Annotated in this window: 7 protein-coding genes; 6 read left to right on the top strand and 1 reads right to left on the bottom strand. The window is 65.0% G+C overall.

The window, feature by feature from the left end:
* The first annotated feature begins 8 nt into the window (after window positions 1–8).
* From M2427_RS11630 to M2427_RS11605, 6 genes are all read left to right on the top strand, one after another.
* Window positions 9–1,205, top strand: coding sequence for a dihydrolipoamide acetyltransferase family protein (locus tag M2427_RS11630; RefSeq protein WP_280706440.1), 1,197 nt, complete (start codon window positions 9–11; stop codon window positions 1,203–1,205).
* A complete protein-coding gene (locus tag M2427_RS11625) occupies window positions 1,202–1,459 on the top strand; it encodes an acyl carrier protein (protein WP_280706438.1) in 258 nt (85 codons plus the stop codon). Before M2427_RS11630 ends, M2427_RS11625 begins: the two co-directional genes overlap by 4 nt.
* Window positions 1,460–1,480: 21 nt before the next feature.
* Window positions 1,481–1,699 (top strand): hypothetical protein, encoded by a 219-nt coding sequence (locus M2427_RS11620; RefSeq protein WP_280706437.1) that lies wholly within the window; start codon window positions 1,481–1,483, stop codon window positions 1,697–1,699.
* Between the two features lie 207 nt (window positions 1,700–1,906).
* Entirely contained in the window at window positions 1,907–2,377 is a 471-nt protein-coding gene (locus M2427_RS11615; protein WP_280706436.1) for a universal stress protein, read from the top strand.
* A gap of 46 nt (window positions 2,378–2,423) precedes the next feature.
* Window positions 2,424–5,264, top strand: a complete 2,841-nt coding sequence (locus M2427_RS11610; RefSeq protein ID WP_280706435.1) for an AMP-binding protein — start codon at window positions 2,424–2,426, stop codon at window positions 5,262–5,264.
* 74 nt (window positions 5,265–5,338) lie between these two features.
* Window positions 5,339–5,617 carry a hypothetical protein gene (locus tag M2427_RS11605; RefSeq protein WP_280706434.1) on the top strand — a complete coding sequence of 93 codons (279 nt, stop codon included), beginning with the start codon at window positions 5,339–5,341 and terminating at the stop codon, window positions 5,615–5,617.
* A gap of 118 nt (window positions 5,618–5,735) precedes the next feature.
* Here the strand turns inward: M2427_RS11605 and M2427_RS11600 are convergent, their stop codons facing one another.
* Window positions 5,736–14,303 (bottom strand): type I polyketide synthase, encoded by an 8,568-nt coding sequence (locus M2427_RS11600; RefSeq protein WP_280706433.1) that lies wholly within the window; start codon window positions 14,301–14,303, stop codon window positions 5,736–5,738.
* Window positions 14,304–14,315 lie beyond the last annotated feature (12 nt).

Raw genomic sequence — 14,315 nt, 5'->3', positions numbered from 1 at the left:
GCTGTGTCGTGGTCGAATTCCGCATGCCCTCGCTCGGTGCCGACATGGAAGCAGGCACGCTGGTGGAATGGCTGGTGAAGCCGGGCGACATGGTCAAGCGCGGCGACATCGTCGCGGTGGTCGAGACCCAGAAGGGCGCGATCGAGATTGAGACCTTTCAGGCCGGCCGGATCGAGAAATTTCTGGTTGAGCTTCATAGCAAGGTCCCGGTCGGAACGCCGCTGGCGCTGATTTGGGCCGAAGGCGAGGCAGCGGCCGTGCCAGCGCCACCGCCAACCGCGGCGCCCATCGTCCCCATGCCATTGCCACAGCCTGCGCCTCCGCCAATGCCGGCCGCCGCGCCAACGCCGCCAGTCGCTCCCTCCGCTAAGGCCCGGGCTCCGGCTTCGCCCGCCGCCCGGAGACTTGCAGAAGAGCACGGCGTCGACCTCTCAGCGATCGCCGGCAGCGGACCAGGCGGTGCGATCACCCTTGCAGACGTCGAACGCCATCTCGGCGCGGTCGCGCCGCCGACCGAAGCGAAACGCGGAGCCTGGCTTGACCTCGCGGCAATGCGCACGGCCATCGCGGCCGCGATGACCCGGTCGAAGCGGGAAATCCCACACTACTATCTCGCACATCAGATCGACGTAACGCGATGCGAACGCTGGCTGGCTGACAAGAACGCCACGCTCCCGCCAGACCGTCGTCTCTTGATCGGCGCCCTTGCCCTCAAGGCGGTCGCATTGGCCATTCGCAGGTTCCCTGCCTTCAACGGCTTCTATCGCGACAGCCGGTTCGAGCCGTCAAAGGCGATCCATCTGGGGGTGGCAATAGCGATCCGCGGCGGCGGACTGGCGGCACCGGCACTGCATGACACAGATCAACTACCGCTTGAAGACTTGATGACCGGCATGCGCGACCTCGTGCAGCGAACGCGGGCCGGACGGATTCGCAGTTCGGAAATCTCCGATCCCACGATCACAGTGTCCAGCCTCGGCGAGCGTGGAGTCGAAGCCCTATACGGCATCATTTATCCGCCTCAAGTCGCCATCGTCGGGTTCGGCAAGGTGGTCATGCGACCCTGGGTCGTCGACGGAGCAATAGGCCCGCGTTCCGTGGTCACCATGACGCTGGCGGGAGACCATCGGGTCACCGATGGGCACGCAGGCGCGTTGTTTCTCGCCGAGATAGGCAAGCTGCTGCAGGAGCCGGAAACACTATGAGCGAGATCGAGATCCGCAAAATCGTGCAAGAGGAGCTCAACAACATCGCCCCGGAAGTCGACCTTTCAACGGTGGACCCGACGGCTGATCTGCGCGAAGCGGCCGATATCGACTCGATGGATTTCCTGAATCTCGTCACCGCTCTGCATCAGCGGACCGGGATCGATGTTCCGGAGATCGACTATCCCAAACTTGTGACGCTCTCGGGAATGGTGGCGTATCTCGAAGCCAAGCTGAAAACACGCAAGGCATAGGCGTTGACCTAGAGGCCTTCGATGAACGACGGCACGCAAGCAAAGCCCGCGCGAATATTTGTCGGATTGAACTGGCTGTTGGAACTTCGGCGCTGGGAGAACGATCTGACGCTCGATGCGATCGCCGAGCGACTGCTTCGCAGGCACGGCCTCGAAGCCGACAAGTCGATGCTGTCGCGCTTCTTTGCCGGTGAGGGCATCAGCTTCAAAAACCGTGGCGCCACATGCGTGGCGAAATAGAGTGCGAACACGAAGGTGGTCACTAGCGTGAAGAACGGTTTGTTGAAGGAACCGCGACAAAAGCGCCGATGGCGTTTGATCCAGATCATTATCGCCGGTGCGCAAGGTGCATAGGTTTTCTCCAGCGGTTCTGCTCTCCGACGCGGCAGGACTACGGTCGAGAACTGCATCAGTCTGGCCACACTGGTTTCATAGTCAGGACATGGCATGCATAAGCATATTCTAGTCCCGACGGACGGATCGCCATTGTCGCAGGCTGCGGTCGAGTATGGCATGGCCCTGGCCAAGTCGGTCGGAGCCAAGGTGACGATATTGACCGTGTCCACCCCCTTTCACACCTTTGCCGTCGAGCCGACCATGGTCACCGACACGCCGGAGCAGTATGCGAAGCAGGTTGAGATTCTCGCCAATCAATATCTCAACGCCGCCAAGGAAGTCGCATTGGCGGCTGGTGTCGGCTGCGAGGCACTGCATGTCGAACACGATCATCCCTATCTGGCGATAATCGATACGGCGACAAAGAGGTCATGCGATCTGATCGTCATGGCATCGCACGGCCGGCACGGGATCGCCGCCGTCGTGCTCGGAAGCGAAGCCAACAAGGTGCTGACACACAGTAACGTGCCGGTGCTTGTCGTTCGCCCGCCGGGCCGGCCGTTCATCTCAGTCGAATCCTGATCTCGACCGCTTCTGCGGCCGAGGTATGACTGCCCAGGTATGTCTCATGGATGCTGCGCCGGGCAATGCCGAGCTTCAACGCCGCGATCTGATGGCGCTGGTGCGCGATCTCGTGCATGAGCTTCATCCGCAACGCAGCAAATTCATGGAAGTCGTTCCCTCAAGCCGCATCGAGCGCGACCTCGGAATTGACAGTCTCGCCCGCACCGAGCTGATCCTCCGCATCGAGCGCACCTTTCATGTGCACCTTCCGGCGCGGACCATCGGGGAAGCTGAGACCGTCGGGGATCTGGTCCGCGCGCTTGAGCAGGCGGCGCCGACACTTCAGCGCACCGCAATGCCCGCGGTCCCGACCTCAGCGCTTCCAACAGTGCCGGCGGCAAGCGAGGCGACAACCCTGACCGGGGTCCTCGATTGGCATGCCGCGCGCCACCCGAACCGCCCGCACCTGACGGTGTTGCAGGACGAAGCGACGCCGCTCGGGACGCTCACCTATGGCGAACTCGCCGAGCGAGCCCGACGGCTGGCATTCGGCCTAATCGAGCGTGACGTCTCGGCGGGCGATCGGGTGGGCTTGATGCTGCCCACAAGCATCGAGTTCTTCGTGGCGTTCTTCGGCATTCTCTATGCCGGCGCGATTCCGGTGCCGATCTACCCGCCGATGCGCCTGTCGCAGCTCGAGGATCATCTGCGACGACAAACGGGAATATTGCGCAATGCCGGCGCCTGCCTGCTGATCGCGATGCCGGAGGCCCGGCGGCTGGCCGGTTTGCTCGGCGCGCTGGTCGACAGCTTGAGTGGCGTCGCAAGCGTGGCCGAGATCGAAGCCGCAGCCAAACCGACTACTCTCCCGCAATTGGAAAATGCCGATGCGGTCGCCTTGATCCAGTACACCTCGGGCAGCACCGGGGATCCCAAGGGCGTCGTGCTCAGCCATGCCAATCTGCTCGCCAACATCCGCGCGATGGGGCGGATCATGGACGCGACCTCAGCCGACGTCTTCGTCAGCTGGCTTCCGCTCTATCATGACATGGGACTGATTGGCGCCTGGTTGGGCTGCCTGCATTATGCGGCGCGGCTCTACGTCATGTCGCCACTCAGCTTTCTGGTCCGGCCGCAAAGCTGGCTGTGGGCGATGCACAGATACCGCGCAACGTTCTCGGCATCACCCAATTTCGGTTTCGAACTCTGTCTCGCCAAGATCCCCGAGGATGAACTGAAAGGGCTGGATCTCGGCTCGCTGCGTATGATCGCGAACGGTGCCGAGCCGGTCAGCGTGCAGAGCCTAAGGACGTTCACCGAACGTTTTGGCCGCTGCGGCTTTCCCACAAGCGCGATGGCGCCCGTCTACGGGCTGGCCGAGTGCTCCGTAGGTCTCGCCTTCCCGCCGCTAGGGCGTCAACCCCTCATCGACCGGATCGATCGTGATCAGCTCAGCCTCCACGGCAGCGCCGAGCCCGCGGGACCGGACGATCCGCGGCCGCTGGAGCTTCCGGCCTGCGGGCAGCCCCTTCCGGGGCACGAGATCCGTGTGGTGGATGAAACCGGCCGCGAGCTCGGCGAGCGCAGGGAAGGACGGATCGAATTTCGCGGTCCATCGGCCACAATCGGCTATTTCCGCAATGAAGCGAAAACCCGCGAACTGCTCCATGGCGATTGGCGGGACACCGGTGATCGCGGCTACATGGCGGGCGGCGATATCTTCATCACCGGCCGCATCAAGGACATCATCATCCGCGCCGGCAGGCACCTCTATCCGCAGGAGATCGAGGAAGCGGTCGCTTCCGTGCCCGGCGTGCACAAGGGTGGCGTGGCCGTTTTCGGCGTCGCCGACCGGGCATCCGGAACCGAGCGGGTTGTTGTGCTTGTGGAAACGCGCGAGATCGATCCGGCCGCCCGTGCGGCATTGCAGACCCGCGCCCATGAGGTCGTAGCCGACACAGCAGGCACGCCGCCGGATGAGATTGTCCTCGCGCCGCCACGCACCGTGCCGAAAACCTCGAGCGGAAAGATCCGCCGGAGTGCGGCCAAAGAGATGTATCAGAGCGGTGATATCGGTCCGGTCCATCGCGTCCTGTGGTGGCAGCTGTTTCGCCTTGCCTTCGCCGGCATTGGTCCCCAACTCCGGCGGTTGGCACGATTGCTCCGCGAAACACTCTACGCGGCGTGGTGGTGGACGGTCCTGGGCAGCGCCTTCGGCGTTGGGTGCCTTGCCGTGCTCGTGCTGCCCTCTCCCAAATCGCGCTGGTCGGCGCTCAGACGGATCGGTCGCAGCGCGCTGTTCGCAATGGGCGTGCCATTCAAGGTTGCCGGCCTTGAGAAGATTCCAGCCACGGGCGCCGTGCTGGCCTTCAACCATTCAAGCTACATGGACGCCTTCGCACTCGCAGCGACCCTGCCCGGTGAACCGGCGATCGTCGCCAAGACGGAACTGCAGCAACAATTCGTTGCCGGGATCATGTTGCGTCGTCTCGCCATCCCGTTCGTCGAGCGCTACGATGTCTCCGCAAGCCTTTCGGACACGGCAACGCTCATCTCGTTGGCTCGAGCGGGACGACTTCTCGTGTTTTTCCCTGAAGGGACCTTTACGCGACGGGCGGGCCTTTCCAGCTTCTATCTCGGCGCGTTCAAGATTGCCGCCGAACTCAATCTCCCGGTGTTGCCAGGCGTTATCAAGGGTACACGGACCATGCTACGCAGCGACCAATGGTTTCCCCGGTACAGCGCCATCAGCATCGAGATGGGCGATCCAATTCCGCCGTCGGGCGCCGATTTTCAGTCAGCTATTCGACTGCGGGACCAGGTGCGTCAGTCAATGCTCACGCGATGCGGCGAGCCGGACATCGAGGAATTGGTCAAGCCTGAGCCGGTCTCTCCTGCCGCGTGACGGATGATCGCAGCAATGGAGTTCCGACAAGGTCAAATGCCTGGCTACAACAACTTCACCCACAGGAGCAGAAGATGGCTCTTTTGAAGCGAGATTTGTATCGTGAGGTAAGGGGTCCTGACATCACGCAGGCGGATCGCTGCACGCTCGTGTTCGATACCGACAGCAAACGCCTGTATATCGAACGTGAGGCAGCGCATTTCGACGCAAGCTGCCCAGGCACTTTCGACTGCCAAACAACGACAATGGATATTGCGGATTATCTCACGCAGGGCGGACAGACGACTGGGCATCGTGAGCTATGGCGGTTACTCAGGACGCTTTTCAAGGACGACAGCGACAACATCCAATAGTGAGCGGGTTGATTCAAATTCATACGGGCAACCGAATCCTGAGTTGATCGGCCCAGGACCTGGCGGGCACCCGAAAACAACCCCATGCACAGTAGGCGCGTGTTGTCGAATCAATGGGTTACTCCGCGGCCTCGCTCTCCCCGCGATCATCATCCTTCTCGAACAGCGCGTCGATGTGGCCGGGCATATCCGGGTGGGCGTACATGGAGCTATGGGTGCCGCCCACCATGATGATGGAGGTCATCTGAAGTCCGAACCGGCTCCAACCCAGATCGGGAACCAAATGGTCTTCGAGGCTCCGCAGTCCGGGATCGTGCTCCCTGGCGTGGAGCATGTAGATGGGCGCGGCCACATCAGGCAAGGCGTAGCCGATCTGACCCTTGACGTTGTCGGAGATCATCTCGCGCAGGGCGTCGGTTGATGGCGCACCGGTGAGTTCGGCGAGCCTTTCGGAATCGTCCTCGTCAAGGCCGTACGTTCGCATCAAGTGCGCCCAGCCGATGCCGTCGACGACCTGCATCATCGATGTCGGCACGGAGGAGAGATCAGGCGGCGCCTGCGTGTCGAGCAAGGCAACACCCGCCACGTGATGACCGCGACGTTCAAGTTCGGACGCCAGTGCGATGGCGACGACGCCGCCGAACGAACCGCCAACGAAGAACACGGATCGACGACCGATCCAGGACTCCACATGTGGCACATAATTCAAGGCGAGGTCCTCGACAGTCCCGTTCAGCAATCCTTGCTCCGCCAGCGGATACGGATTGAGACCCGCGATGGGATAGTCGCCAGCCAAATCCTTGATGACTTGCGGCGTGTTCTCGCGGGTAGAGCCGTGCCCGAGGCCCGGGATATAGATCATCACCTGATCGCCAAATCCTGGCCGGATCGGAACGATGCAGGACGAATTTCCCTTCTCGAGCAGGGCATTCATCTCCATAAGCCCTGACAGCCGCCGCTCCAGGTCGAGTTGGCGCAGGAACTCGGGGTCTGCGCTTTCGAGCAATGCGGCGAGTGACGTCAGCCCTTCGAGTTTCGACAGGCTCTTCACTTTTGCTTTCCCGCCTTGCTTCTGTGAGGCGCGTTCGCCCTGCGAGAATTTCTCCAGCAGCAGCTGCGCGATCGCCCGCGCAGACGGATGATCGAACGCCAGCGTGGTCGGCAGCTTGGCGCCGATCTGGCCCGACAGCCGGTTGCGGAGTGCAACCGCCATCAGCGAGTCCAGGCCGAGATCCTTGAGCGATTCATCCGGAGGGACCGACGACGCCCCGGGCAAGGCCAGCACCACTGCGATCTCTTGCTGTGCCAGCTCCACCAGTGCCTGCAACCGCTCCGCATCGCTGCCAAGTGCGGTCAGCCGCACGCGCAAGGCGTTCGTATCAGCGCTTCCGGCTGCTGATGCGCGTCGCAAGCCCGTGCGCACCAGGCCGCGGTAGAGCGGCGGCACATCCTCACCGAACTGGCGCTGCATCGCGCTGATATCCAGATGGATCGGGATCAGCATCGCCTCGGGCAGCGCTTGCGCCGCGTCGAGAAGCGCGAGCCCGAGTTCCAGCGACAGCGCCTGCACGCCCTGCCGGCGCATCCGCATCAGCTCGGCACGGCCCAGATGCGCCGTCATGCCGACACCGCGCTGCTCCCACAGGCCCCATAGCAGGCTCTGCGCGGCCAGACCACGATGCCGACGCTCTGCTGCCAGTGCATCAAGGAACACGTTCGCCGCCGCGTAGTTCGCCTGGCCCGGACTGCCGAGCCCCCCCGCCGACGAGAACAGCACGAACGCGGCGAGATCCTTGTCCGCGGTCAGCTCGTGCAGGTGCCAGGCACCATCGAGTTTTGGTTGCAGCACCCGCTCCAGCCGCTCCACCGTCAGTGCCGGCACGATGCCGTCGTCCAGCGTCGCGGCAAGATGGAACACGCCTGTCAACGGACGATCCGCAGGGATGCCGTTCAACACAGCGGTAACCGCGTCACGGTCCGAGACATCGCAACACACGACGTCAACCGTCTGCGCACCCAACGCTTGCAGCCCGGTCACCAGCTCGGCCGCGCCAGGCGTCGCCATGCCGCGACGCGACGTCAGCAAGAGATGACGCACGCCGTGCTTGGCAACCAGGTGCCGCGCGACTTCGCTGCCGAGCTCGCCAGCACCGCCCGTGATCAACACCGTTCCGTCCGCATCGAGACGACGCGGTTCGCCTGAACCGGCGCTAGTGCGCATCAGCCGGGGCGCCAGCACCGCACCGTGCCGCAGCGCCAGCTCAGGCTCTGAGGTCGTCGACGTCAGCTTGGACAGCAGCGATGCATCCGTAAGAGCTGCATCCAGATCCACGAGCCGCAGGCTGCGATCGGGATGCTCGGCCCGTGCGCTGCGCACCAGGCCCCACAGCGGGGCCCGCGTCAGTCCATTGGCGCCCTCATACGAGCCCGTCGCGACCGCGCCACGCGTCAGCCACGTCACATCGGTCTCGTTCAGCCGCGCCTCGCCGAGGAGGCCCTGCAACTCGGTAAGGCCACGCGCCGCCGTTACATGCGTCGCCGCAAGAACGCTGCCCTCTATCTCCGACAGGTGGTCGAACACGATTGTAGCGGGGATCGCGCCGCCTGCATCGAGCTGCGACGCGAGAGCCGACACATCAGCAACGTGATCAAGGCCCAGAGCTGCCGCCAGCTTGCCGTCGCCGCCGATGATCAGCGGTGCCGCATCAGAGGCGGCCTCGCTCAACATCACCGCACGCCAATCCAGTCGGTACAGGTGCTGCGCTTCGCTGCGCGCGGCCTCACGGATCTGCGCCTCACTCGCTTCCTTCAGCCTGAGCCCGCCGACATGCGCGACCACACGGCCCTGCCCGTCCGCAAGCTGCAGACGTGCCAGCGGCTCGCCCTCGCCGCTACGCTCCACCGAGGCGCGGACCCGCAGCTCACGCGCGCCGGTGGCTGCCAGCGAGACCTCGGACCATTCGAACGGCAGCAATATCGATCCATCTTCAAGGCCCTTGACTTGCGCAAGGGTCAACACGTGCAGCGCGCTGTCCAGCAACGCCGGATGCAGGCCGTAAGCGTCTGCCGATGGTCCCAATGCTTCCGCAAGTACGGCACGACCAACCACGGCGTCGCCAACGCGCCACGCCTCGACCAGTCCTTGGAACAACGGTCCATAGCCATAGCCGTGCGCCGCGAGCCGCGCGTAGTGACCGCTGAGGTCGATCGCCTCGCCACCGACGGGCGGCCACACTTCTAGTTCGTTGTCTTCTCCTGCTTCTGAGGTCGCTTCCGCCGCCTCGCCCAGCGTACCCTGCGCGTGCAGCGTCCATGATGCACCTTCCGGGGCATCTTCCGCGCGGCTGTAGATGCTCAAGCCACGACCGCCGCCGGCCGCGCCTGCTTCCAGCGCATCCACCTGGACCTGCAGACGCACCCCGCCCTCCGCCGGCAGCACCAGCGGCGATAGCAGCGTCAGCTGCGACACACTCGACAAGCCCACCGCACGTGCCGCCGCAAAGCCGAGCTCCAGCAGTCCCGTTCCCGGCAACAACACCGTGCCGAACACCGCGTGATCGCCAAGCCAGCCCGCCTCCGACAGCGACAGCCGTCCCGTCAGCAGGAACCCGTCGCTCTCCGCCAGCGGCGTCGCCGCGCCCAGCAGCGGATGCGAGGCCTCCGACAGACCCATCGTCGAAGCGTCCGCGCTCGGCTTCTCAGCCTCCAGCCAGTAACGCTGGCGCTGGAATGCGTAGGTCGGCAGCGAGGCAACCGGTGCCTTCGCGCTGCCGCCGAGAGCCTTCGACCAATCGACCGCAACGCCATGAACGTGCAGCACACCAAGATTGCGCAACAGCTCGGACATCCCGCCGCCATCGCGGCGGAGCGATCCGACGACCACACCATGCTCGCCGCTCGCGGCGGACAGCGGCATTGCGAGGACCGGATGCGCGCTCGCTTCGACGAACACGCCGTGGCCGCTGCCGATCAGCTCGGCCAGTGCGAGGTCCAGCCGCACCGTCTGCCGCAGGTTCCGGCACCAATAGGATCCATCCAGCGAGGTGCCGTCACAGCGCGTTCCCGTCACCGTCGAGATCATCGCGACTTGGCCGGCCTGTGGCGCGAGGCCTGACAGCAAGCCTTCCAGCTCGGGCAGGATGGAATCCATCTCCGCGCTATGCGAGGCGTAGTCGACATTGACCTGCCGGCAGAACACGCCTTCCTTGCCGAGGTCGCTGACCCAGCGCTCGATCGCTTCAGTTGGTCCCGAGACCACCGTCGAGCCTGGCGTATTCACAACCGCCACCGACAATCCGGACCACTCTGCTGACTTTAACCGCTGTTCGACGACCGAAGCCGCAAGCTCGGTCACCGCCATGGCGCCGTGCCCGGTCAGGCGGCGCAACAGCTGGCTGCGCAGCGTCACGACGCGCGCGCCGTCTTCGAGCGAGAGGATGCCGGCCACCACGGCGGCTGCGATCTCGCCCTGGCTGTGACCGACCACCGCCGACGGCTCCAGCCCGAGGCTGCGCCATACGGCTGCCAAGCCGACATTCATTGCAAACAGCGCGGGCTGGATCACGTCCACCCGCTCCAGCAGGCCGGCTTCAAGATTTTCATCGCCGCGAAGCACTGAGGTCAGCGGCCAGTCCGTGTACTTCGACAGCTCCGTCTCACAGGCCGCAATCGCTTGCGCGAACACCGGCGATTCCGCCAGCAGGGCCCGACCCATCGATGGCCATTGACTGCCCTGTCCGGGGAATACGAACACAACACGGCCGCGATCGCGCGCCTCGGCAACCGACACTGGTGCATGCGAGCGGCCTTCGGCCAGCGCAGTCAGCGCTTCCACGGCTTCCGAAGCATCGCGCACCGACACTGACGCCCGCGACCCAAACTGCGTTCGATGCAAGGCCGCCGTCGCCAACACGGACCTGAAGTCGGCATCCGGATGCTGCGACAGCCATTCGCTGTAACGGTCCGCCTGCGCACGAAGCGCGGCTTCGTCACGGCCGGACACCAGCAACGGGATCATCGGCGATGACGCATCAGCCGCGGCCGCGCCAACAATCTTCGAACGCGCCGGCGCTTCCTCGATCACGAAATGCGCATTGGTCCCGCTGATGCCGAACGACGACACGCCGGCACGACGAACCCTCGACGCATCACGCGGCCACGCCCGTGCCTGCTGCAGCAGCGACAGCCCGCTGCCTTCCCACTCGATCTGGCTGCTCGGATGCTCCGCATGCAGCGTCTTCGGCAAGACCTCGTGCCGCAGCGCCAGCACCATCTTCATCACACCGAGGACGCCCGCGGCGGCCTGCGTATGGCCAAGGTTCGACTTCGACGAGCCCAGCCACAACGGACGATCTTCGCGACGCGTCGGCCCGAACACGGCAGCAAGCGCACCCGCTTCGATCGGGTCACCAAGGCTGGTGCCGGTGCCGTGTGCCTCCACGACATCGATGTCATCGGGGCTCACGCCGCTGGCGGAGAGAGCCGCGCGGATCACGCGCTGCTGGCTCGGGCCGTTCGGCGCGGTCAGACCCTGGCTACGTCCATCCTGATTCACGGCGGAGCCGCGGATCAGCGCCAGAATCTCGTCGCCATCGCGCTCCGCATCCGACTGGCGCTTCAGCACCAGCACGCCGCAGCCTTCGCTCCAACCCGCGCCATCGGCGCCGTCAGCAAAACTCTTGCTGCGACCGTCGGGTGCGACGGCACCTGCGCCCATGCTGACCAAGGCAATTGGCGTACACATCACGTGCACGCCCCCTGCCAGCGCGAGATCGCACTCGCCCTGACGCAACGACGTGCAGGCCAGATGCAGCGCTGAGAGCGATGACGAGCACGCCGTATCGACCGTCATCGCCGGGCCTTCGAGGCCGAGCACATAGGAGATGCGTCCCGCCAGAACACTCGAAAGCTTGCCTGTCGTCGTCCACATCGTGGTGTCTTCGAGCGAACGGTGCATGCCATAGTCGCTGCCCATCGAGCCCAGATACACGCCGGTTCGGCTTTCCTTAAGCCCTTCCGGTTGCAGGCCTGCGCGCTCCAGCGCCTCCCACACCGCCTCCAGCGCCAAACGCTGCTGCGGATCCATCTCTAAAGCTTCGCGCGGCGAAATGCCGAAGAAGCTCGCGTCAAAATCCTCCACGGCGCTGACAAAGCCGCCTTCCTGCGTCAGCCATCCCGTCACCGCTTCGAGGCGCTTCAGCAGATCGCGGCTCCAGCGGCCAGGCAGCGGACCAATCCCGTCGCCGCCGCTCTCGAGCAGCGACCAATAGCTCTCGGGAGTCGCCGGACCGCCAGGCGTGCGGCAGCTCATCCCGACGATCGCGATCGGCTCCGACATCGATGCGGCGTTGGTCCGCCGCTTCTCCTGCCGAACGGGCGCTTTGCCGAGTTCGAGCTTCTCGAGCAGCAGCCGCGTCATGGCGCGCGCGGACGGATAATCGAAGGCGAGGGTCGTCGGCAGCTTGGTCCCGACCCGCGCCGACAGGCGGTTGCGCAGCTCGGCCGCCATCAGCGAGTCCAGCCCGAGATCCTTGAGAGGCTGGTCCGCAGGCACCGATGCGGGACCGGGCAAGGCCAGCACCGCCGCAATCTCCTCCTGCGCCAACGCCACCAGCGCCTGCTGACGCTCCGTATCGCTCGCAAGCGCCGCCAGACGAACACGCAACGCGTTGGTGTCGGCGCTCGACGTCGAGGCCCGTCGCAATTCACGGCGCACCAGCCCGCGATACAGCGCCGGCACATCGTCTGCGAATTGTCGCCGGACGGTGGCGAGATCGAGATGGATCGGGATCAGCGCCGCTTCGGGCAGCGACTGCGCCGCATCGAGAAGCAAAAGCCCGAGCTCCAGCGACAGCGCCTGCACGCCTTGCCGACGCATGCGCATCAGCTCGGCATGGCCGAGATGCGCCGTCATGCCGACACCGCGCTGCTCCCACAGGCCCCACAGCAGGCTCTGCCCGGCAAGGCCGCGATGGCGACGCTCTGCTGCAAGCGCATCGAGGAATGTATTCGCCGCGGCGTAGTTCGCCTGCCCCGGGCTGCCGAGTCCGGCCACCGACGAGAACAGCACGAACGCGGCGAGATCCGTGTCCGCCGTCAGTTCGTGCAGGTGCCAGGCACCATCGAGCTTTGGTTGCAGGACGCGCTCAAGCCGCTCCGCGGTCAGCGCCGGAACGACGCCGTCGTCCAGCGTAGCGGCGAGATGGAACACACCCGTCAACGGACGTTCAGGCGCGATGCCGTTCAAGACCGCGCGAACCGCGTCACGATTCGAGACATCGCAACTCACGATCTCGACCGTCTGCGCGCCCAGCGCCTCGAGCTCGGTCACCAGTTCGGTTGCCCCAGGCGTCGCCATGCCGCGCCGCGACGTCAGCAGCAGATGACGCACGCCGTGCTTGGCAACCAGGTGCCGCGCGACCTCGCTGCCGAGCTCGCCTGCGCCGCCTGTGATCAACACCGTTCCCTTGGTATCAAGAGGACGCCGCTCGCACGCACCCGCGCCAGCTCGCGCCAGCCGCGGGGCCAGCACCTCACCATGCCGTAGCGCCAGGTCGGGCTCTGAGGTCGTCGACGTCAGCTTCGCGAGCAGCGAAACATCTGAAAGCGGCGCATCGACGTCAACAAGCTGCAGGTGACGATCGGGATGTTCGGCCCGTGCGCTGCGCACCAGACCCCATAGCGGCGCCCGCGTCAGTCCGCTCGCGCCTTCGTCAGGACCTGCCGCGACCGCGCGTCGCGTCAGCCACGTTACATCCGCCTCGTTCAGCCGCGACTCGGCAAGGATCGCTTGCAGCTCGGCAAGACCACGCTCCGCTGTCGCATGCGTTGCCGCAAGAACGCCGCCGGCTGGTTCCGACAGATGATCGAATACGATTGTCGCGGGGAGATCTCCGCCTTCGTCGAGGCGCGCAACAACCGCGGCGATGCTGTCAACATGATCGAGGCCCAGATGCCTCGCCAGCTCTCCGTTACCTCCGACGATCAGTGCCCCAGTTTCGCCTTCACTCAAGGCGACCGGACGCCACTCCAGACGATACAGATGCTGCGTCTCGGAGCGCGAGGCTTCACGGATCTGCGCATCGCTTGCTTCCCTCAAGCGCAGACCGCCAAGGCGCATGACCGCGCGCCCATTGCCATCGGTGAGTTGCAGTGCCGCCAGGGCTTCGCCCTCGCCGCTACGCTCCACCGAAGCCCGGACGCGCAGCTCACGTGCGCCCCGAGCCGCCAGCGACACATCGGACCATTCGAACGGAAGCAGCACTGCGCCGTCGTCGAGCCCCTTTACGTGCGCAAGGGTCAGCACATGCAGTGCGCTGTCCAAGAGCGCCGGATGCAGACCGTAACTATCCGCAGACGCTCCGAGCGCGTCCGCAAGCACGGCGCGGCCGTAAACGGCATTGCCGACACGCCAGGCCTCGACCAGGCCCTGGAATAGCGGACCGTAGCCATAGCCGCGCGCTGCAAGCCGCGCGTAATGACCGCTCAAATCGATCGGCTCGCCACCAACTGGCGGCCAAATTTCGAGTTCGCTGTTGTCTTGCGAAGCTTCGGCCGCCTCGCCTAGCGTACCCTGCGCATGCAGCGTCCACGAGGCGCCCTCGGGGGCATCTTCCGCGCGGCTGTAGATGCTCAAGGCGCGCCCACCGCCGGCCTCGAGCGCATCCACCTGAACCTGCAGCCGCACCCCGCCCTCCGC

The sequence above is a fragment of the Bradyrhizobium sp. BR13661 genome, from assembly GCF_029892425.1.
Lineage (GTDB): Bacteria > Pseudomonadota > Alphaproteobacteria > Rhizobiales > Xanthobacteraceae > Bradyrhizobium.
The sequence above is the reverse complement of the archived record's forward strand: the minus strand, read 5'-3'. Positions and strand labels throughout refer to the sequence as shown.